Raw genomic sequence first — 21043 nt, forward strand, 5'->3', positions numbered from 1 at the left:
GACGCGCCAATAGCGGAGGCGTCCATGGGTTGTTTACCTAATGAAGCGGTCGAGAAGAGCGTCAACGGCGGCTTGCGACGTGATCCGTGTCGGTGCCGTTTTCGCGACCACTCGTAGCCCCCAAAGGAAACAGACGAGAATTCGGGCGGCACTGGAAGGCTCGACGCCATCGGCCAATTTGCCCGCCGCCTTCGCACGGGACAGGGCATCAGCCAGCTTGGCCTCCATGGCCTTGAAAAAGCTCCCGATGCGGCGATCAACTTCAGCGTCACGGCCGGCCAGTTCCATGGCCGTGGCCACCAGCAGGCATCCGCGCCGACCATTGGCACCGCTCGTTCGCTCCACGTAGCCGGCAAGGTAGGCCCGCAGGCCGTCGACCGGCTCTCTGCGGGGGTCGAGTTCGACGTCCATCCGCGTCACGGCATCGGCGACGTAGCGATCAAGTGAACGCAAGAACAGCGAGTGCTTGTCCCCGAACGCGGCGTAGAGGCTGCCACGCGATAGCTTCGTCGCTCGAAGCAGGTCCGGCAGCGCCGTGGCGTGATAGCCGCGCGACCAGAACACGCCCATCGCCTGTTCGACAGCGGCTTCCGTGTCGAAACTTCGGGGACGGCCACGGGGCAACTGCACTGGGCTTTGGCGGCGCATCTCCGATATATAGACCAAATGGTCTTCAATTCCGAGCGGTCGCTCGCGCCGTTTGGCTGTCCGTCGATGTTTCTAGCCCGCTTCGCGACGTCGGCTCTCGTTGCCGCCGCGCTGGGCGAGCCGGCTGCGATGGAGCGCGAACAGCTCCAGCACCTTGTCGGCAGGCTTCGCGGCGCTGAACAGATAGCCTTGCATCTCGGAGCAGCCGAGCGCGCGGAGCAGCCGCTGCTGCTCCTCGGTCTCGACGCCCTCGGCAGTGGTGGTCATGCGGCGGGCGGCCGCGAGATTGACGACGGCCTGCACGATGCTGGCGGAGCCGTCGGGGCCGGCGATGTCGTTGACGAAGCAGCGGTCGATCTTGATCTTGTCGAACGGGAAGCGGTGCAGATAGCTCAGGGAGGAGTAGCCGGTGCCGAAATCGTCGAGCGCGATGCGCACGCCGATGGCGCGGAGTTGATGCAGGATCGCGAGCGCGGTGTCGTCGTCGCGGATCAGCACCGCCTCGGTGATCTCGAGCTCGAGCCGGCTCGCCGGCAAATTGGAGGCAGCGAGCGCCGCCATGATCTTCAGCGCCAGCGTGCCGCTCTTGAACTGCACCGGTGAGACGTTGACGGCGAGGCGGATGTCGTCGGGCCAGTTGGCGGCGTCCCGGCAGGCGGTCGCCAGCACCCATTCCCCGATCTCGTTGATCAGGCCGGTGTCCTCGGCGATCGGGATGAACTCGGCCGGCGAGACCATGCCGCGCTCGGGATGACGCCAGCGCACCAGCGCCTCGCAGCCAGTGATGCGGTCGTCCTTCAGGCTGAGGCAGGGCTGGTAATAGACATCGAGGCCGCCATGGGCGATGGCGTGGCGCAGATCGATCTCGAGCTGCCGCCGCTCGTGGACCTTGGCGTCCATCTCCGGCTCGAAAAAGCGATAGGTGCGGCGTCCGGCGGCTTTGGCGGCGTACATCGCCATGTCCGCGTTCTTCAGGATCTGGTCGAGCGCCGTTCCGTGGTCGGGTGCCAGTGCGATGCCGATGCTGGCGTCGGTGGCAAGATGATGGCCCATGCAGTCAAACGGCGCGCGGATGGCCTCGAACAGCCGCGCGACGAGCTCGTTGACCTGATCCAGCGACGTCACCGCGCTCTGTACGATGGCGAATTCGTCGCCGCCAAGCCGCGCCACGAAGTCCGCCGGGCCTGCGCACCGGCGGAGGCTCTGCGCGACCGACTTCAGGAGTTCGTCGCCGACGAGATGCCCGAGCGCGTCGTTGACGCCCTTGAACTCGTCGATGTCGATATAGTGCACCGCGAGTTGTTCGCCCGCGGCGACGAGAGCCAGTTCCTCGCGCAGATGCTCGTGGAACAGGGTGCGGTTGGGCAGGTCGGTCAGCGCGTCGTAATGAGCGAGATGGGTGATGCGCTCCTCGATGCGCCGGCGCTCCGTGATGTCCTCGTGTGTCGCCACCCAGCCGCCGTCCGTGAGCGGTTCGTTGACGATCTGGATCGAGCGACCGTCGGAGGTGTCGACCACCATCGAATTGCGCATATGGATGTCGCGCAGGACCCGTGCGATATACGGGTCCACATCGCCGGTGAAAGAGCCGGTGGCGCTGCGGTGCGCAATGATGTCGTGGAAGCTACAGCCGGGTCTCACGATTTCGGCAGACAGCCCGTACATCTCTATGTAGCGCTGATTGCAGATCACGAGCTGCTGCGAGGCGTCGAACAGCAGCAGGCCCTGGGTCATGTTGTTGACGGCGCGGTCAAGACGCTGCTTTTCCAGCGTCAGCCGTTCCCGCGAAAGGCGGTGCTGCTCAAGGAGCTTGCGCACGATCGCGATCAGGACGCCCGCGATGGCGAGCGCGGAAGAGGCGGCGACCGAGATCAGGATGCCGATCTGCTCGCGCCAGTCCATCAGTGCCGCCGCGCGCGTCGTGGTAGCCATCATCAGGATCGGGAAGTGGGGCAGGGCACGCGAGGAGATCAGCCGGTCCTCGCCGTCGACGGGACTCATGAAGCGGCCGGCGAAGTGATCGAGCCCGAAGACCCTCTGGTGCTCGAACGGACCGTTCTTGAAATTTCGTCCCATCAATTCGCCGGAATGGGGATATCGGGCCAGCAGCGTGCCGTCCCGATGCAGCATCGAGATCCTCGCGCCTTCGCCGAGCACGACGGTCTCGAAGAATTTTTCGAAGCCTGCCGGCTCGATGCCGCGTCCGACCACACCCATGAATTCGCCGTTCGGTCCGACGATCTTGCGCACGATGAGGATGGTCCAGGCTCCGGAGATGCGACTGTGCAGTGGCTCGATCAGGACGTCGGGAGCATTGGGATCATATCGAAAGGTCCGGAAATAGGCGCGATCGGCGACGTTCAATTTCGGGACTGGCCATGCCGTCGACGAATTGATCAAATTGCCTTCGGCATCGATGATGTTGACGCCGCCCATGTAGGGCAGTGCCTCGATCTTCGAGCGCAGCATCCGGTGGATGTCCTGGCCGGAGAGGCGTTTGCGATAGTCCGCTGCACTGGTGATGCCGGTGGCGCGAACGTGGTCGACGAAATCCTGCTGGATGACGGCGAAATCCTGCAATTGCTGGTCGAAATGATGGGCCAGCATCAGCACGGTGTTTTCCAGCTCGCGGCCGGAATTGCGAAGCGCACGTTCGCGGAAATTCTGCGCCATCAGCGTCGCGCCGACAGCGATCGCCGCGATCAGCAACATGCCGCCCACCACCAGCCAGCGGATCGGTCCGCTGCGGACGAAGGCATGGTCAAAAAGGCGGCTGCCGAATCTCGTCATCATGATCGATCGTTGTCATGCACACGCCAGGGTCAATTCGCGGCCCCGGAAACATCCGTTGGTTTACGGGAACGGGGTGGAGGCGAAGTTAGGAAGGTGGGTTAATGCGCCGTGAATGGACACGCACAAATACGATCGATGCGCGAAGCCGGGAGGCGTGCAGAACATCAAGTTCGGATCGATCAGCTCTTCATTGCGTTGATCGTCCGCGTGCTGCGGCGCCCCAGGATCGCCACAACGATCAGCGCCGCGACGATGTTCGCGGCGGCGCTGATCAGGATCGGCAGCGCGTAGCTGTGGCTCGCATCATAGGCGAAGCCGGCAGCGCTCGGGCCGACCAGCGTCCCGAAGGCAACGCTGGTGTAGAGAACGCCGATGATGCCGCTGACGTTGAGTCCGCCGAAATAGTCCATCACGACCGCTGGTAGCACCGCGACCCAGCCGCCGTAGAACACGCCGTAGATGAAGGCGAAGGCGGCGAGGGCCCAGACATCAGCGGCAATGGCCCAGATCGCCATCGCGAACGCCATTCCGATCAGGACCATGATCAGAGAGCGGTCGCGGCCCATCCGGTCGGCGACCGCGCCGAGGAAGAAGCGGCCCGCGGTGCTGCCGGCCCCGATCACGCCGAGCAGCAGCACGGCAGAGGACGCCGCGACCCCGTGGTCGCGCGCGTAAGGCACGAGATGAACGAATGGAACGAAGGCGCCGAACGAGCAGACCAGACACGATACATAAAGGGCGATAAACCGCGTCGTCCGGACGGCCTCGCGCACCGAGGCGCCGCCGGCGTTGTTTGCGTCCGCCGAATCGCAAGGCGGATCGCCGTCGGGTCGGAGGCCGCGGTTCTTCGGATCGTTCTCGATGAGCAGCGACATCCCGCCGCCTAGCACCAGCGCGATCGCGCCCAGCACCAGATAAGCGCCGCGCCAGCCCGTCGATGAGATCAGCAATGAGGCGAGCGGCGGCATTGCCAGCGTACCGAGCCCGATGCCGCTCACCGCGAGCCCAGAGGCAAAGCCGCGGCGCTTCACGAACCAGCGTTGGACCGCGCCGATTGCTGGAACATAGGCGCAGCCGACGCCGAGGCCAACGCCGAGCCCGTAGGCGAGATAGACCTCCACGAGGGAACGTGCAGCGCTCGCGGCCGCTAGTCCAACCGCCATCAGGATCATGCCCGCGACGGCCAGTGGACGCGAACCGAGCCGGTCGGCGAGAGGGCCGCTGACGAGTCCGAGGGCGAAGTACAGAAAGCCCGCAATCGAGAACACCAGCGAGATTGAACCGCGGGAGGCGCCGAAATCGCGCTGGAGCGGCTCCAGAAATGCGCTGAATGTGTAGACAGAACCAAAGCCGACGAACATGACGGCAAATGCCCCCGCGACGACGAACCAGCCGTGGAAGATGCTTCGCCCAGCGGGCTTGAATGGAATGGTCAATGCTGCCTCCGCGAGGTGGGGGAAGGATGGCGACGATGCCAGGACGTGACACGCTGGAACGTTGGGCCAGCGCGAACCAGCGTGGCCTCGTCGAGATGGGCGGCGACTAGCTGGAACGCGATCGGCAGTCCGTCCGCCGATGCACCACCTGGTAGCGTGATCGTGGGATGACCGGTCATGTCGAACGCGCAGGTGTAGCGCTGCAGCTTCGCAATCAGATCCGGCTGCTCGCCGAGCGTCCGGATCATGGTCAGCGTCAACGGCGCGAAAGGGTGTACCGGGATCAGCAGCAGGTCGATGGTCTCGAACAGCGCAGTCACCTGGCCGCGCAGTGCCAGCCGCCGCAGCAGGATCTTCTGATAATCGAGACCGGAGAGCGCGCGACCAGCCTCGAGCAGCGAGGCGAGGATCGGACCATACTCGTTCTTGCGGGCGGGATAGGTCGCCTCGTGCGCGACCGCTGCTTCCACCGCGCAATTAGGGGTCCAGTCGGTGATCGCCTGTCTTACGTCGGGAAATCTGACGTTGACGGTGTAGGCGCCAAGCGCGCGGAAAGCATCAATGGCATCCGCCAACACGTGTTGTGTCGCAACGTCCACGTCCTCGCTGTTCCAGGCAGCGTCGACGCCGATCCGCAAGCCCCGCATGTCCTGTGCGGCCGCGGCAAGATAGTCCGGCACCGGATTGAGCAGCGACGTCGGGTCGTTCGGGTCGTGTCCGGCGATGACCCCAAGCAGCACGCCGGCATCGACAGCGCTGCGGCCGATTGGTCCGATATGGTCGAGCGTCGCGGCCAGCTCGAACGTGCCGTGGCGGCTGACGCGGCCCCAGCTCGGTTTCAGCCCGGTCAGGCCGTTGGCGGCGGAGGGCCAGCGGATCGAGCCGCCGGTGTCGGAGCCGAGCGAGCCGAAGCAAAGTCCGGCGGCCGTCGCAACCGCCGAGCCGCTGGATGAAATACCCGGCCAGTAATCCGGATTCCATGGATTTCGCGGTGGCGTCGCCAACGGATGGTGATCGGAATAGGCGCCCTCGGTGAGCTGCAACTTGCCGAGCACCACGGCGCCTGCATCCCTGAGCCTGCGCGCGACGGTCGCATCTTCACCGGGACGAAAATCGCGATGAAGCGTAGTGCCGGTCGCCGTCGGAATGCCCTTGGTCCAAAACAGATCCTTCAGCGCAATCGGTACGCCATGCAGCGGGCCCCGGTACTGGCCATTTGCGATTTCGGCATCCGCGGCTTTCGCCTCGTCGATAGCCGTTTCCGCCATCACGTGAACGTAGCTGCCGAGTTCACGGTCCAGGGCGTCGATACGGTCGAGTTGCGCGCGCGTCACATCCAGCGCGGAGATTTCGCGCGCCTTGAGGCGTGCAGCAAGCTCGGTGAGTTCGAGATAGTGCAGGGCTTCGGCCACGGCGTTCTCCATTTTTTGTCATCGCAATGACGCTCGGTCTCAACGAGTAATCGACACCAGTATAAATAGAATACAGGTGCCTATTGCTGTCAACCGGTAAACATGTTTTACTGGTGTTCCATTTCCTCCGGTATTCCGATGTCGAAAGAGTCACGCAAGTTCCAGGTTCCTGACGCGTTGGCGAACGTCTACGATTTCGCCAACACGCTCGATGTTCGCCACTTCACGCATTTCGGTGTGGAGCACCCGCAGAGCGACGAAATTGCCGGGATGAAGCAGATCGCGGACTGGATGCAGGAGCGCGGCCTCGGCGGCGGCGGACGCATCACGCCCGCGATGTTCGCTACCGCGCTGCGGCTGCGCGAAGCGCTACGCGCCTATCTGCAATGCGACCCAGCCGAGCGGCGCCGGAACAAGGAGGTTCTCGGCGCGCTCGGTGACGCGCTCGCGGCGTTTCCGTTGCGGGTGGAGGCGCGGGTTGGCTGCGGCGCAGTATTATCGGCGATGCGCGCGGATGCGCTCGCCGGCCTGTCGACTATCGCGATCGAGCTGCACAACGCAACGCTTGTGGGAACGCTGGACCGGCTGAAGATGTGCGCATCGGAGGAATGTCGCCGGGTGTTCTTCGACCGGTCGAAACCATCGACGCGGCGGTGGTGTATGTCGACGCTGTGCGGCAATCGGATGAAGACGCGCGCCTATCGCGAGCGGCAGCGCGAGGCGAAATAGATCAGCGGCAATCAGGCGCGGTAATGGCCGGACTTGCCGCCGAGCTTCTCGACAAGGTGGATGCCCTCGATGCGCACGCCGCGCTCGACCGCCTTGATCATGTCGTAGATGGTGAGGCAGGCGACCGACACGGCGGTGAGCGCCTCCATCTCGACGCCGGTCGGGCCCGTGACCTTCACGCTGGCGCGGACGAGGCAACCCGGCAGCCTTGCGTCGGGCTCGATGTCGACCGTCACCTTTGACAGCGCGAGCGGATGGCAGAGCGGGATCAGCTCCGAAGTGCGCTTGGCGGCCATGATGCCGGCGATGCGGGCGGTGCCGAGCACGTCGCCCTTTTTGGCGTTGCCGGAGACGATCAGGTCGAACGTCGCCTTGGTCATGACGACGCGTCCTTCCGCGACCGCGAGCCGCTCGCTCGCGGGCTTGTCGGATACGTCAACCATCCGCGCCTCGCCGGAGGCGCCGATATGAGTGAGGGCGGGGCCGGTCTTCGTCGGATTGGCGGGCTTACGCGCCATCAGCGCGTGCCTGTGGCGCGCGCGGTCTCGCGTGCGAGCAGCGTGCGCGTCGCAGCGGTGACGTCGGCTTGCCGCATCAGGCTCTCGCCGACCAGGAAGGTCGAGATGCCGACGCGCTCGAGCCGGGTGAGATCGGCGGGCGTGAAGATGCCGCTCTCGCCGACCATCAGCCGGTCGCCGGGGATCAGCGGCGCCAGGGTCTCGCTGGTCGCTAACGTGGTCTCGAAGGTACGCAGATTGCGGTTGTTGACGCCGATCATCGGCGAACGCAGTTTTAGCGCGCGGTCCAACTCGGCGCGGTCGTGAATCTCGATCAGCACGTCCATGCCGTAGGCGAGGGTGGCGTCCTCGAGGTCCTTTGCCGCTGCATCGTCGAGTGCCGCCATGATGATCAGAATACAGTCGGCACCGTGCGCGCGGGCCTCCGCCACCTGATAGGTGTCGAACATGAAATCCTTGCGCAGCACCGGCAGTGAAGTTGCCGCGCGCGCGGCCACCATGAAGTCGAGATGGCCCTGGAACGAAGGCGTGTCCGTCAGCACCGACAGGCAGGCGGCGCCGCCGGCCTCATAGGCGCTGGCGAGCAGCGGCGGATCGAAATCGGCGCGGATCATGCCCTTTGACGGCGAGGCCTTCTTGACCTCCGCGATCAGGGCGTAGTCGCCGCTGGCGTGCTTGGCCTTGATTGCGCGCACGAAGCCGCGCGGTGCTGCTTGCGCCTTGGCTTGCGCCTCCATGGCCGACAACGGCTGCGCGCGCTTGGCGGCCGCGATTTCCTCGCGCTTGTAGGCTTCGATCTTGGTCAGGATGTCCGACATGTCAGGCTCAGCCGTTCGAGACCGCGATCAAATGTTTCAGCCGCGCGCTCGCCGCGCCGCTGTCGAGCGATTTTGCGCCGATCGCGACGCCTTCCTTGAGGTCCCTGGCACGCCCGGCCACGACCAATGCGGCAGCGGCGTTGATCAGCGCGACGTCACGGTAGGGGCTCGGCTTGCCGTCGAGCACGCTTTGGAGCGCGATCGCATTGGCGTCGGCGTCGCCGCCTTTGAGTGCGCCGGCCTCGCAGCGCGGCAGGCCGGCGTCCTCCGGCGTCACCTCGAAATTCCGGATCTCGCCATTGTGGAGCGCGGAGACGAAGGTCGGGCCGGTGAGGGTGATTTCGTCGAGGCCATCGGAGCCGTGCACGACCCAGGCGGATTCGGAGCCGAGGTTCTTGAGCACTTGCGCCAGCGGCTGCACCCATTGCCTGGAGAACACGCCGACCATCTGCCGCTTCACGCCGGCCGGATTGGACAGGGGGCCGAGCAGATTGAAGATCGTGCGTGTCGCAAGCTCCACCCGGGTCGGGCCGACGTTCTTCATGGCAGGATGATGGGCGGGGGCGAACATGAAGCCGATGCCGCATTCGCGCACGCAGCGGCTGACCTGATCCGGCCTCAGATCGATCTTCACCCCGAGCGATGCCAGCACGTCGGCGGCGCCCGAGCGCGACGACAGCGCGCGGTTGCCGTGCTTGGCCACCGGCAGACCTGTGCCCGAAACGACGAAGGAGGCGCAGGTCGAGACATTGACCGAGCCTGAGCCGTCGCCGCCGGTGCCGACGATGTCGACGGCGTCCGCGGGCGCGTCGACCGCGAGCATCTTGGAACGCATCGCCGAGACCGCGCCGGTGATCTCGTCCACGGTCTCGCCGCGTACCCGCAGCGCCATCAGGAGGCCGCCCATTTGCGAGGGCGTAGCCTCGCCGGACATCATGGCGTCGAAGGCGGAAGCCGCTTCATCACGCGACAGGCTGGCGCCGGTCGCCACTTTTCCAATGATCGATTTCAGGTCGTCCATCGCGTGCTTTCAATTGCTCTATTGGTTCGCGCCCGTCACCTGCGCGAAGGCGGCCTGATTAATGGTGGTGCCGATGTCGGTTTCGAGCCTGTTGACGTAGGAAGCGATCTGCTCCTCGGTCTGCGCGCGGTCGAGGCTGTCCTTCAGCTTCTTGACCGCGTCGGAGGCGGCGTCGACCGTGGGATCGATGATGTCGGTGACGCGGAACACGATCACTTCGGTGCCGCCGGTCACCGGCGTCTGCCCGACGCCGTCCTTGGCGGCGCGGAAGGCGGCCGCCACGACGGCTGCGGGCACGCTGGCGGGCGAGTCATCGCGCTTGAAGCCGGTGGCGGTCTCGACCTTGGCGCCGATCGCGGCTGCTTCGTCGGCGAGCTTGCCGCCGGATTCGAGCTTCTGCACCATCTCGGTCGCCTTGGCCTTCAGCTTGGTCGCGATCTGGTCCTGCCGCCAGCGCGCCTCGACCTGGTCGCGAACCTCGTCGAGATTGCGGTCGCGCGAGGGCGTGATGGCAACCACGTCGTACCAGACATAGCCGCCCTTGAACGAGATCGAGTCATTGTCGACACCGACATCGGTGTTGAAGGCCTGCGACACCACGTCGAGGCCCTGCGGGATGTTGGAGACCGGCTGGCCGTTCGGGGTGCGGCCGGAACGGTCGACGGCGTCGATGGTCACGGCGGTGAGGCCGAGCTTCTGCGCCGCGTCGATCACGCTGGCACCTCCGCCGCGCTCGTCTTCCATCTTGTCGCGGAGATCGGCGACCTTGACGCGCGCACGTTCGGTGGCGATCTCGCGCTTGATGTCGGCGGCGACGCTCGCATAGTTCGCCTCATTGCCCGGCTCGATCTTGTCGACCTTGACGATCGACGTGCCGAGACGGCCCTGGATCGGCTGGCTGATTTCACCGGCGGGAAGCGCGAAGACGGCGTCTCCAACCGCGGGATCGAGCGAGGATTTGGTCACGAGCCCGAGATTGACATCGGACGCGCTCAGTCCGCGCTCCTTGCCGAGGTCCTCGAACGACGTCCCGCTGGTGAGCCGCTCGCGTGCGGCCTGCGCCTCGGCGGCATTGGCGAATACGATCTGTTGGATCTGGCGCTTCTCAGGCGTGCCGAGCCGATCCTTGCGCTGGTCGAACACTTTCTTGGCGTCGTCGTCCGACACCTCGCTCCACTTGCCGATCTCCTCCGGCGAGACCACGACGAACGCGATCTTGCGATATTCGGGCGCGCGGAACTGGACCTTGTGATCCTCGAAATAGGCGGCGAGCGCCTCGGGCGAGGGCGCGTCGATAGTGCCTGCCTGGGCTGCGTCGAGCCTGACGAATTCAATGGCGCGCTGCTCGTTCTGGAAGCGCGTCAGCACGTCGAGCATCGTCTTTGGCGGCTCGAGGCCGGCACCGATCGTACCGGTGATCTGCCGGCGCAGCGAGACCTTGCGCTGCTCGGAGACGTAGCGCTGCTCGGTATAGCCGACATTGCGGATCACGGCCTGGAAGCGGTTCGGATCGAAGCTGCCGCCGACGCCCTTGAAGTTCGGGTCGTTCATGATGACCTGGCGGATCTGGTCGTCGGACTGGCCGAGCCCGAGCCGACGCGCCTCTTCGTCGAGGGCGGCTTCCGCGATCGTCTGCTGGAGCACCTGACGGTCGAGGCCGAAGGCGCGCGCCTGCTCAGGCGACAGCGGACGGCCGAACTGGCGGCTGATCTGTTGCAGGCGGTCGGTATAGGTCTGGCGGAACTCGTTCAGCGAAATCTCGGTGCCGCCGACCTTGGCCACCGTGGATTGGCCGAAGCCCTTGAAGATGTCGGCGATGCCCCAAACGCCGAAACTGATGATCAACACGCCCATCACGATGGCCATAATGGTCTTGCCGAGCCAGTTTGATGAGGCCTTGCGCATTCCTCGAAGCATTTGGTCCAACTTGTTTGGCAGGAGGGGAACGGGAGCGCGTCTTAATGCAGATTCCGCAAAAGCGCGTCACCAAATTGATAGATCATCATAAAGTGGCGGCTTTCCCCCCGCAACCTCAGGTCCAGCATGCTTTCGATCCCTGCGGTTAAAAGCCCCTGGTCTCTGGAACTGCCACGGGACCTCTGCTAGCGCATGCGCAAACCTCATTTTGCTGGAAATTGACATGACCGACGCCATTCGACCGCTGATCGCCGGCAACTGGAAAATGAACGGGCTGAAGGGGTCGACTGCCGAATTCGACGCCATGCTTAATGGTGCGGCAGAGGTGGCCGGCAAGGCTGATCTGCTGGTTTGCCCGCCGGCGACCCTGATCGCAGCCTTTGCCGAGAAGGCGCGCGGCAAGAAGGTCGCAGTCGGGGCCCAGGATTGCCATCCCAAGGCGTCCGGCGCCCATACCGGCGACATCGCCGCCGAAATGCTGGTGGATGCGGGCGCGACCGCCATCATTGTCGGCCATTCCGAGCGCCGCGCCGACCACGGTGAGGGCGATGCCCTGATCCGGCAGAAGGCCGAGGCTGCCTGGCGCGCGGGGGTGACGGCGATCGTCTGCATCGGCGAGACGCAGGGCCAGCGCGATGCCGGCCAGACCCTGGACATCCTGCGCGGCCAGCTCAACGGCTCGCTGCCCGACGGCTCCACCGCCGCCAATCTGGTCGTGGCCTATGAGCCGGTCTGGGCGATCGGCACCGGCCTGACCCCAACGGCCCAGGATGTCGAGCAGATTCATGGCTTTATTCGGGAATTCCTGACCTCCAGGTTCAGAGCCGACGGCGCTAAAATGCGCATCCTCTATGGCGGCTCGGTCAAGCCCTCGAATGCGGCCGAGCTGATGGCGGTGAAGAACGTCAATGGCGCGCTGGTCGGCGGGGCCAGCCTGAAGGCGGCCGATTTCCTTGCGATCGCCCAAGGCTGTCCCAATTAAAGGCTGTCCCAATTAAAGGCTGTTCCAACTAAGGGCTGCCCCTGGCTAATTCCAAACCTTAGGACCCGGCCGATCGGGGGTGGCAATGCCCCTTCCGATCGTGTAACACCGCGCAACTTCAGGAAAACCCGCGAAGCACGATCGGCCGCCTCTCGGCGCTGTCGGCTTGTGACGGAAGGACACTATGCAGACCGTTGTCATCGTCATTCACCTCATGATCGTCAGCGTCATGATCGGCGCCGTGCTGCTCCAGAAGTCGGAAGGCGGCGGCCTCGGCATGGGAGGTGGCGCAGGCTTCATGTCGAGCCGCGGCACCGCGAACCTCCTGTCGCGGACCACCGCGATCTTGGCCGCAGGCTTCTTCCTGACCAGCCTGTTCCTGTCCTGGCACGCGGGCTACGACCGTGCGCCTTCGTCGATCATCGGTACACCGGCGTCGCAGAGCCAGCCGGCCGGCGGCGGGCCGATCGCGCCGCCGACCTCGGGCGGTATCCTGGATTCGCTGAAGAAGGCGGATGAGCAGCAGCAGGCTCCGGCACCGAGCGGCCCGCAGGTACCGCGTTCGCAATAAAGCAGGGGGGCCATGCAGGGGGGCTTCTACCGTCCTGCATCAACAATCCCCATCAAGGCTCTGTCACCACTCTTAGTTTTTGGCTCACCCACAGGCCCGCAGAATCTTTGGGGCGGAATACGAATCGCTTTGGCGAATCGAATTCGAGGGATTAGAGGTTAAGCCCCATGGCGCGGTACATATTCATCACCGGCGGCGTGGTTTCTTCGCTCGGCAAAGGTCTGGCTTCAGCGGCACTCGGTGCCCTGTTGCAAGCCCGAGGCTACAAGGTCCGCCTCCGCAAGCTCGACCCCTATCTCAATCTCGATCCCGGAACGATGTCGCCGTATCAGCACGGCGAAGTGTTCGTGACCGATGACGGCGCGGAAACCGATCTCGATCTCGGTCACTATGAGCGCTTCACCGGACGGCCTGCGACCAAGGCCGACAACATCACGACCGGGCGCATCTACCAGGACATCATCACCAAGGAGCGCCGCGGCGATTATCTCGGCGCGACCATCCAGGTGGTTCCGCATGTCACCAACGCCATCAAGGACTTCGTCCTCCACGGCAACGACGATTACGACTTTGTGCTGGTCGAGATCGGCGGCACCGTCGGCGACATCGAGGGCCTGCCGTTCTTCGAGGCGATCCGCCAGCTCAAGAACGAACTGCCGCGCGATCACGCCATCTACATTCATCTGACGCTGCTGCCTTACATTCCGAGCGCCGGTGAGTTGAAGACGAAGCCGACGCAGCACTCAGTCAAGGAGTTGCGCTCGATCGGCATCCAGCCGGACATCCTGCTCTGCCGTACCGATCGCGAGATCCCGAAGGAGGAGCGGCGCAAGCTCGGGCTGTTCTGTAACGTGCGCGAGAGCGCCGTCATCGAGGCGCGCGACGCCGACAGCATCTACGCCGTCCCTCAGGCCTATCATGCCGCAGGCCTCGACGACGAAGTGCTCGCCGCCTTCGGCATCGGCTCGCGGATTCCGCCGGAGCTGCGGAGCTGGCAGCAGATCAACGAGCGCATCCGCAATCCCGAAGGCGACGTCACCATCGCCATCGTCGGCAAATATACCGGCATGAAAGATGCCTATAAGTCGCTGATCGAGGCGCTCTCGCATGGCGGCATCGCCAACAAGGTGAAGGTCAATCTCGACTGGATCGAGAGCGAGATATTCGAGAAGGAAGATCCCGCGCCGTTCCTCGAACACGTCAACGGCATTCTGGTGCCCGGCGGCTTCGGCCAGCGCGGCGCCGAAGGCAAGATCCGCGCGGCGCAGTTCGCGCGCGAGCGCCGCGTGCCCTATTTCGGCATCTGCTTCGGCATGCAGATGGCGGTGATCGAGGCCGCACGAAACCTCGTCGGCATCGAGGACGCCAACTCCACCGAGTTCGGCCCGACCAAGGAGCCGCTCGTCGGCCTGATGACGGAATGGCTGCGCGGCAACGAGCTCGAGAAGCGCTCCAACGCCGGCGATCTCGGCGGCACGATGCGGCTCGGGGCCTATCCGGCCGCGCTCAACCGCGGCAGCCGGGTCTCGCAGGTCTATGACGGCGCGACCGAGATTTCCGAGCGCCACCGCCACCGCTACGAGGTCAACACCGCCTACAAGGACCGCCTCGAGCAGCACGGGCTGAAATTCTCCGGCCTGTCGCCCGATGGCATCTTGCCGGAGATTGTCGAATACGAGGATCACCCCTGGTTCATCGGCGTCCAGTTCCACCCCGAGCTGAAGTCGCGGCCGTTCGAGCCGCATCCTCTCTTCGCCTCCTTCATTCAGGCGGCGATGGTGCAGTCGCGTCTCGTCTAGCAACTGTCACGCGGAACGATTGACCCGTTCTCGCCCGGAATGCCAACGGCTAGCCTGGGTCCAGCGGAGCAGGGTGCTCACACTCCAACCCTGACGTTCGGCGGGTCGATCTGAAGATCCAACTTGTCCAAGCCAAAGGTGTCGCGAAGCCCGGTCTGGCCAGCAGTTGTCAATTGCACAGCCCGTGTATCATTCACTCGAATCAGCCAATTCAGCTCCATGCAGCATCGTTGGATCTCGGCTCCGACATGGCCGGCGATGTGATATCGGCGCTCGCTCCAGTCGAGGCACGGCTTGCAAAAGATGCGCTTGTTTTGGCGCTTTCGACTCAGGTCGACGCCAAATTCTGTCAGTATCTTTGCGCCGGCATCGGTGACATCTCCACCATCTTCACCCAGAACGATGCAGCCGCTGGCGACCAAAGAGTCCGCAATCGCAACGCCCAATCGACCCGCCAAATGATCGTAGCAGGTCCGACCGAACCGCAGCCCAGAGTCACGCGCGGATCGAGGTTGATATCGCTGAGGAACCTCGAGAGCAGCCACCAACTTGATGCTCTCAAGCATGCTGGCGACCAGTGGTGAGGAAATACGGTAGTACCGGTAGCTGCGCTTCCTGGTTACCGAGATAAGCCGGGCGTCGACCATCTTGGACAAGTGCTCGCTGGCCGTCGGTCGCGAAATTCGCGCGAGAAACGCCAGCTCACTTCCGGTCAAGGATTGTCCACCCATGAGGGCTGACAACATGGTCGCGCGCGCCGTATCGCCAACGAGCGCTGCAACCTCGACCATATTCGCCGCTGCAACCATAGCCTCCTCTACCATCGTCCGCATCGGATCAACAAGCGACGTGAGTTCGGCATGCACCAAACTCACGACCGGAGACAATGAGCGCGTCGGATGCGACAGCATGCGAAGTGTTGAGTCCACTTGATCGATATGTCTTGCAGGAGGCGGCCGTGAAACGCGAATCCATCAGAGTTGAACCCATTTCCACGTATTTGGAGCGACGGCGGAAGGGACCGATCTGTCCCGTCATTGTCGCCTGTGAGACGGTTTATGTCTCAGGCCTCCCGCCATTTGATCCGGTCACCGGTGAGGTCAAGCGATTGCCGTTCGTGCGGCAAACCGAGATCGTGCTCGACCAAATGAAACTTTGCCTGGAGGTTGCCGGCTCGTCGTTGCGGGAGGTCGTGAAATGCAATGTCTACTGCACGCCTGATAGCTCAAATTTCGATGCGTTCAATGACGTCTACCAACGCTATTTCCCCGTTTCGCCACCTGCGCGCATCTTTCTAACGGTGCCTTCCTGGCCGGGTGAATTTGATGTGGAGGTCGATTGTGTTGCGATTAAATCCGACCTGGAAGATCGGTCGGCGTCCGCAAGGGACATGAACGAACTAGGGCATCTCAATGCGGGCTATATGCGCTCGGTTGCCTTGAAGGATGTCGATTGGTTTCGCGAACATCTGAGCGATGACTTCCTCAACAGCAACCCCGACGGATCAGTGGTTGATCGTGCCGGGTTCATTGAACAAATCGCGAAGCCGGCAACCATATCGAATTTGGGATACGAGGACGAGCGGATCCGGATCATGGGTGATATGGCGATTATCCATGCACGGACGACCTATACCAGAGCCGATGGGTCGGCCAGCCTCGGACGATATACCGACAGTTGGGCACGTCGCGGGGGCGTCTGGGTTTGTGTTGCCGCTCACGTCACCCGGGGATGAGCATAGGCCCGGATTTGGCGGCAACCCGAGTTCGTGGTTGCTGCCGAAGATCGCCGAATACGAGGATCACCCAGGTTCATCGGCGTGCATTTGCGCAACGCGGCGTCGACCTTCGACTGCCAAAGTCCGACCTTGCAGTCAATCGCTCGCAGGGGAGGCATGTGTGCCCAGCTACAAGACAGTCTCAGACGCAGCCGCTATAGATCACGGGAAATGTCAGGGAGGATAACAAATGATCTACGAAATGCGCATCTATCGCTGCGTGCCCGGCCGCCTGCCGGCACTGCTCAAGCGGTTCGAGACCGTCACGCTGAAGCTGTGGGAAAAGCACGGCATCAAGCAGGCCGGGTTCTTCACGACGCTGATCGGTGAATCCAACCAGGAGCTGACCTATTTTCTGGCCTGGGACTCGCTTGCCGAGCGCGAGAAGAAGTGGGCCGGCTTCATGACCGATCCGGACTGGATGAAAGCGCGCGCCGAGAGCGAGGCGGACGGCCAGATCGTCGGCAACATCATCAGCCAGATCATGGCGCCGACCGCCTTCTCGGCGGTGAAGTAGCGGCCGCCCGCGAGGGCATCGTGGGGAGCCCGGGCGCAACCCTGATATTCTGGGAGCCCGGGCCGAATGGGGTTGATCCGCCCTTCATCGCGGCTATGGTCGCGCCGAAACGAGGGATTTGCCTTGAGCTCTTCGACGTCAGCGGCGCCGGTCGTCACCATTGGCACGGTCCAATTCGGCAATGATCTGCCGATCTCGATCATTGCCGGGCCGTGCCAGCTCGAAAGCCGCCAGCATGCGCTGGAGGTGGCCTCCGCGCTAAAGGAGATCGCCGCGCGGCTGAAGATCGGCCTCGTCTACAAGACCTCGTTCGACAAGGCCAATCGCACCAGCGCGTCGGCTGCGCGGGGTCTTGGGCTGACGCAGTCGCTGCCGATCTTTGCCGAAATCCGATCGTCGCTCGGCCTGCCGGTCCTGACCGACGTGCATGACGCGGCGCAGTGCGCCGAAGTGGCGCAGGCGGTGGACGTGTTGCAGATTCCCGCCTTCCTGTGCCGGCAGACCGATCTGCTGCTGGCGGCCGCCGCGACCGGCAAGGTCATCAACGTCAAGAAGGGCCAGTTCCTCGCGCCTTGGGACATGGCCAATGTCGTGTCCAAGATCACGAGCGCGAACAATCCGAACGTGCTCGTCACCGAACGCGGTGCGTCCTTTGGCTACAACACGCTGGTCTCCGACATGCGCGCGTTGCCGATTCTTGCGCGTACCACCGGCGCGCCCGTGATCTTCGATGCCACTCATTCGGTGCAGCAGCCGGGCGGGAAGGGGACGTCCTCCGGAGGCGAGCGCGAATTCGTGCCGGTGCTCGCACGCGCGGCTGTCGCTGTCGGTGTGGCCGGCGTCTTCATCGAGACCCATCCCGACCCTGATAGCGCGCCGTCCGACGGACCTAACATGGTGCCGCTGCGCGAGTTCGAAGAGTTGATCCGCAAGCTGATGGCGTTCGACGCGCTCGCCAAGGAATCTGTCAGAACCGGCCCGCACTGATGCAGCAAGGCGAGGCGCGGCCGCACGATCACGGCCTGCCGGCCGCGCTCTACGTCATCTCCGGTGCAAGCTTCGCCGCAGCGCTCTCCGCGCGTGCGCTCGACCCGGTGCTGCCGCACGTCGCCGAGGATTTTGGCGTCAGCATCGCGACCGCAGCCGGATTTGCCGCGGTGTTCGCCTTCACTTTCTCGATCATCCAGCCGATCGTCGGCGCCGCCGCCGATCTGTTCGGCAAGACGCGGCTGATGATCGGCTGCCTCGCGCTGCTCGGCCTTGCCAACATCCTGGGCGCGCTCTCGAGCTCGTTCCCGGTTCTTTTCGCGACCCGTATCCTCGCCGGCATCGGCTCCGGCGGCGTGTTTCCGGTGGCGCTCAGCCTGACCAGCGATCTCGTCGGTCCGGAGAAACGCCAGGTCGCGATCAGCCGCACGCTCGCCGGCGCGATGACCGGCAATCTCCTCGGCGCCTCGGCCTCCGGCCTGATCGGCGATTTCCTCGGCTGGCGCGGCGTGCTGGCGGTGCTCGGCGTGCTCGTGATCGTTGCATCGATCGCGGTCGCCGCCGGTTTTCGCGGCGCCAAGGTCAAGCATCCGCCGAAGACCAGCCTGTCGGCGCTGAAGGCCGGCTATCGCACCATCTTCACCAATCCGAACGCCTATGTCTGCTATTCGGCGGTGTTCATCGAAGGCTGCTGCGTGCTCGGCCTGTTTCCCTACCTCGCTTCGTTCCTGTTCGAACTCGGCCAGACCTCGCTCTCGATCGCGGGCATTGTCATCGCGGGCTTTGCGGTCGGCGGCTTGTTCTACACACTGACGGTGTCGCGTCTGCTGCCATGGCTGGGCATGAAGGGAATGATGATCGCGGGCATGACGTTGGTGGCCTCGCAGCTCGTTGTCCTTGCCTTCGGCCCACGCTGGGAAGTGCAGGCGTTCAATCTCATCGTCATGGGCTGGGGCTTCTACATCGCCCATGGTTGCCTCCAGATGTTCGCCAGCGAGCTCTCGGTCGAGGCACGTGCCACCGCGCTGTCGCTGCATTCGTTCTTCTTCTTCATGGGCCAGACGGTCGGGCCGCTCGCCTATGGCCTTGGCCTCCAGCATGGCGGCAAGATGCCGACCCTGTTCGCGAGCGCCGTGATCATGGTGGTGCTGGGCTTCGTCTGCGCCCGACTGCTCAAGCAGCGCGCGCCATCCGACGCGCCGACCTGACGGAAGTATCGGATGTCCGACTTTCGTAGTTCCGCCACATCAAGCTCCAGCTCGAGCATGCGAGCCGTTCACCAAGCAGGCGGCCGCGAGGTCAAGGATTCCGACACCACCGTGCGCGCCTCGACGCACAATGCCGGCTTTGCGCTTGCCAAGTTCCCGCAATGTGAAAGAATGAAGTTGGGACGACCAGCGCCCAATGCAATTTCAGGGAGAGGCGCGTGAGTGAATTGCTACATCCCGCGGCCCCCCATAACCTGCCTTCCTTCATCACCGCGCCTGGAGAAACCGACGTCCTGATGGTCGTCGTCGGCATTGTCCTGATCGGCGCCGTTCTCGCGGTCGGGAATCTCTATTTGCACCTGCATACGATGCCGGAGCGGATGGCTCACAAGTCGCAGAAATTCCAGTTTGAAATCGTGGCCGTGCTGGGGCTGCTGGCGTTGTTCACGCATAACCACCTGTTCTGGGTGATCGGCCTGTTCCTCGCCATGATCGATCTGCCGGACTTCAGCACGCCGCTACGCAAGATTGCCGGGTCGGTCGAGAAGATGGCCGGCGTCGCGCCCGGGCAGGATCCGACCGAGCCGCCAGGTGAAACCGTTGCCGCGCAGCCTTCCGCAGGAAGCAATGCCAAGGCCGAGAGCGCCAAGAGCGAAGTGGCCAGCCATGCTTGAGCTGCTTCTCTGTTCCCTCCTGACGATATTTCCGGACTATCTCTATCGCCGTTATCGGCAGGGAAAGCGCATCGGGCACGAAATCACGCTCTATTCGGTCTGGTTCGAGCTGCGATTTGGCATCATCGCCTGCCTGATGCTTACGGTCTCGCTCATCACGATGATCTTCTATTTTCATCCATCGACCTCGTCGGCGACGTTGTTCTATCGGACTGTCCCGATCATGACCGAAGTCAACGGCCGGGTTGCCGAGGTTCATGTCGACGTCAGTGCGGACGTCAAGCAAGGCGAGGTGATTTTCAGGCTGGACAGCGCCAAGCAGGAAGCGTCGCTCCTGACGGCCAAGCGCAAGATCGCCGAAATCGACGCCGCCATGCTGGCCGCGCAGGCCGATGTCATGAAGGCGGAAGGCCAGCTTCAGGAGGCAAAGGGTTCGCTGCAGCAGGCTCAGGACGAACTCGATACCAAGACTGAATTGCAGAAGCGCAACCCCGGAATCGTTCCGCAGCGCGACATCGAAAAGCTCGGTGTGGCCGTTGCGGGTCGCCAGGGCACTCTAGACGCGGCGACCGCTTCCAAGCAATCCGCGACGACGCGGCTGAGCGCTCTGCTACCGGCGGAGAAGGCAAGCGCCGAGGCCGCATTGGCCGAGGCGCAGGTCGATCTGGACAAAACCTTCATTCGGGCCGGCGTCGACGGGCGGGTAGAGCAATTTGGACTGAGGCCAGGTGACATCGTTACGCCAAATATGCGCACGGCCGGCGTCCTGATCCCGCAGGGTGCAGGACGGCGTGCTCTCATGGCAGGGTTTGGGCAGATCGAGGCCCAGGTCTTGAAGATCGGAATGGTGGCCGAGGCCACCTGCATTTCCAAGCCGTGGACGATCATCCCGATGGTGATTACCGGTGTGCAGGACTACATCGCGGCCGGCCAGTTCAGGGGCGGTGAACAATTGGTCGAGGCGCAGCAGGTCGTGCGGCCCGGCACCATTCTCGTTTTCATGGAGCCGATCTACAAGGGCGGGCTGGAGGGCGTGACGCCCGGCAGCAGTTGTGTCGCCAACGCCTACACCAGCAATCACGAACTGATCTCGTCAGGGAAGCTCGGTTCGTTCAAGAGCTTCGGATTGCATGTCGTCGATGCGACCGGGCTTGTGCACGCCATGCTGTTGCGGATTCAGGCCCTGCTGTTGCCGATCCAGACGCTGGTGCTGAGCGGGCATTGACCCGCCCGCAG

At 63.8% G+C, this 21043-nt stretch carries 19 protein-coding genes and 1 pseudogene; 11 read left to right on the top strand and 9 right to left on the bottom strand.

The window, feature by feature from the left end:
- Positions 1 to 33 precede the first annotated feature (33 nt).
- From ABIB06_RS28230 to ABIB06_RS28245, 4 genes are all read right to left on the bottom strand, one after another.
- Positions 34 to 570, bottom strand: coding sequence for a TetR/AcrR family transcriptional regulator (locus ABIB06_RS28230; RefSeq protein WP_354048003.1), 537 nt, complete (start codon positions 568 to 570; stop codon positions 34 to 36).
- A 150-nt stretch (positions 571 to 720) separates the two neighbouring features.
- Entirely contained in the window at positions 721 to 3441 is a 2721-nt protein-coding gene (locus ABIB06_RS28235) for a bifunctional diguanylate cyclase/phosphodiesterase (RefSeq protein ID WP_354048001.1), read from the bottom strand.
- 179 nt (positions 3442 to 3620) lie between these two features.
- Entirely contained in the window at positions 3621 to 4877 is a 1257-nt protein-coding gene (locus ABIB06_RS28240; RefSeq protein WP_354047999.1) for an MFS transporter, read from the bottom strand.
- Positions 4874 to 6289, bottom strand: coding sequence for an amidase (locus ABIB06_RS28245; protein ID WP_354125683.1), 1416 nt, complete (start codon positions 6287 to 6289; stop codon positions 4874 to 4876). Before ABIB06_RS28245 ends, ABIB06_RS28240 begins: the two co-directional genes overlap by 4 nt.
- A gap of 138 nt (positions 6290 to 6427) precedes the next feature.
- On the opposite strand from ABIB06_RS28245, the gene ABIB06_RS28250 reads away from it, so the two are divergent.
- On the top strand, positions 6428 to 7018 hold the full coding sequence (locus ABIB06_RS28250) for a CGNR zinc finger domain-containing protein (protein WP_354047995.1): 591 nt from the start codon (positions 6428 to 6430) through the stop codon (positions 7016 to 7018).
- Between the two features lie 11 nt (positions 7019 to 7029).
- On the opposite strand, the gene moaC is transcribed toward ABIB06_RS28250, so the two are convergent.
- The 4 genes from moaC to ABIB06_RS28270 are packed head-to-tail and all read right to left on the bottom strand — an operon-like array spanning position 7030 to position 11292.
- On the bottom strand, positions 7030 to 7536 hold the full coding sequence (gene moaC, locus ABIB06_RS28255; protein WP_354047993.1) for a cyclic pyranopterin monophosphate synthase MoaC: 507 nt from the start codon (positions 7534 to 7536) through the stop codon (positions 7030 to 7032).
- Positions 7536 to 8354: an indole-3-glycerol phosphate synthase TrpC gene (trpC, locus tag ABIB06_RS28260; protein ID WP_354047991.1), complete on the bottom strand. Its 819-nt coding sequence runs from the start codon at positions 8352 to 8354 to the stop codon at positions 7536 to 7538. The genes moaC and trpC overlap by 1 nt, the downstream gene beginning before the upstream one ends.
- A gap of 7 nt (positions 8355 to 8361) precedes the next feature.
- Positions 8362 to 9375: an anthranilate phosphoribosyltransferase gene (trpD, locus tag ABIB06_RS28265; protein ID WP_354047989.1), complete on the bottom strand. Its 1014-nt coding sequence runs from the start codon at positions 9373 to 9375 to the stop codon at positions 8362 to 8364.
- Between the two features lie 18 nt (positions 9376 to 9393).
- Positions 9394 to 11292, bottom strand: a complete 1899-nt coding sequence (locus ABIB06_RS28270) for a peptidylprolyl isomerase (RefSeq protein ID WP_354047987.1) — start codon at positions 11290 to 11292, stop codon at positions 9394 to 9396.
- A gap of 223 nt (positions 11293 to 11515) precedes the next feature.
- Here ABIB06_RS28270 and tpiA point away from each other — a divergent pair, with 223 nt between their 5' ends.
- The 3 genes from tpiA to pyrG all read left to right on the top strand — a co-directional run bounded on the left by tpiA (position 11516) and on the right by pyrG (position 14644).
- Positions 11516 to 12274 (top strand): triose-phosphate isomerase, encoded by a 759-nt coding sequence (gene tpiA / locus ABIB06_RS28275; RefSeq protein WP_247349212.1) that lies wholly within the window; start codon positions 11516 to 11518, stop codon positions 12272 to 12274.
- Between the two features lie 184 nt (positions 12275 to 12458).
- Positions 12459 to 12845, top strand: coding sequence for a preprotein translocase subunit SecG (secG, locus tag ABIB06_RS28280; RefSeq protein ID WP_247349211.1), 387 nt, complete (start codon positions 12459 to 12461; stop codon positions 12843 to 12845).
- A gap of 167 nt (positions 12846 to 13012) precedes the next feature.
- Positions 13013 to 14644, top strand: coding sequence for a CTP synthase (gene pyrG / locus ABIB06_RS28285; protein ID WP_247349210.1), 1632 nt, complete (start codon positions 13013 to 13015; stop codon positions 14642 to 14644).
- Positions 14645 to 14721: 77 nt separating this feature from the next.
- Here pyrG and ABIB06_RS28290 read toward each other — a convergent pair whose 3' ends face one another.
- A complete protein-coding gene (locus tag ABIB06_RS28290; protein ID WP_354047984.1) occupies positions 14722 to 15555 on the bottom strand; it encodes an ArsR/SmtB family transcription factor in 834 nt (277 codons plus the stop codon).
- A gap of 47 nt (positions 15556 to 15602) precedes the next feature.
- Here ABIB06_RS28290 and ABIB06_RS28295 point away from each other — a divergent pair.
- From ABIB06_RS28295 to ABIB06_RS28325, 7 genes and pseudogenes are all read left to right on the top strand, one after another.
- Positions 15603 to 15995 (top strand): annotated as a pseudogene (locus tag ABIB06_RS28295) (RidA family protein); the annotation flags it as partial.
- 72 nt (positions 15996 to 16067) lie between these two features.
- Positions 16068 to 16379, top strand: a complete 312-nt coding sequence (locus tag ABIB06_RS28300) for a nuclear transport factor 2 family protein (protein ID WP_354125684.1) — start codon at positions 16068 to 16070, stop codon at positions 16377 to 16379.
- Between the two features lie 232 nt (positions 16380 to 16611).
- Positions 16612 to 16938 (top strand): NIPSNAP family protein, encoded by a 327-nt coding sequence (locus ABIB06_RS28305; RefSeq protein WP_247349208.1) that lies wholly within the window; start codon positions 16612 to 16614, stop codon positions 16936 to 16938.
- Positions 16939 to 17061: 123 nt separating this feature from the next.
- Positions 17062 to 17925: a 3-deoxy-8-phosphooctulonate synthase gene (kdsA, locus tag ABIB06_RS28310; RefSeq protein ID WP_354047982.1), complete on the top strand. Its 864-nt coding sequence runs from the start codon at positions 17062 to 17064 to the stop codon at positions 17923 to 17925.
- Entirely contained in the window at positions 17925 to 19133 is a 1209-nt protein-coding gene (locus ABIB06_RS28315; RefSeq protein ID WP_354047981.1) for an MFS transporter, read from the top strand. The genes kdsA and ABIB06_RS28315 overlap by 1 nt, the downstream gene beginning before the upstream one ends.
- Before the next feature lie 218 nt (positions 19134 to 19351).
- A complete protein-coding gene (locus ABIB06_RS28320; RefSeq protein ID WP_354047980.1) occupies positions 19352 to 19807 on the top strand; it encodes a hypothetical protein in 456 nt (151 codons plus the stop codon).
- Positions 19800 to 21032, top strand: coding sequence for an HlyD family secretion protein (locus ABIB06_RS28325; RefSeq protein WP_247349204.1), 1233 nt, complete (start codon positions 19800 to 19802; stop codon positions 21030 to 21032). Before ABIB06_RS28320 ends, ABIB06_RS28325 begins: the two co-directional genes overlap by 8 nt.
- Positions 21033 to 21043: the final 11 nt, after the last annotated feature.

It is taken from the genome of Bradyrhizobium sp. LB8.2 (assembly GCF_040548035.1).
Taxonomy (GTDB): Bacteria; Pseudomonadota; Alphaproteobacteria; order Rhizobiales; family Xanthobacteraceae; genus Bradyrhizobium.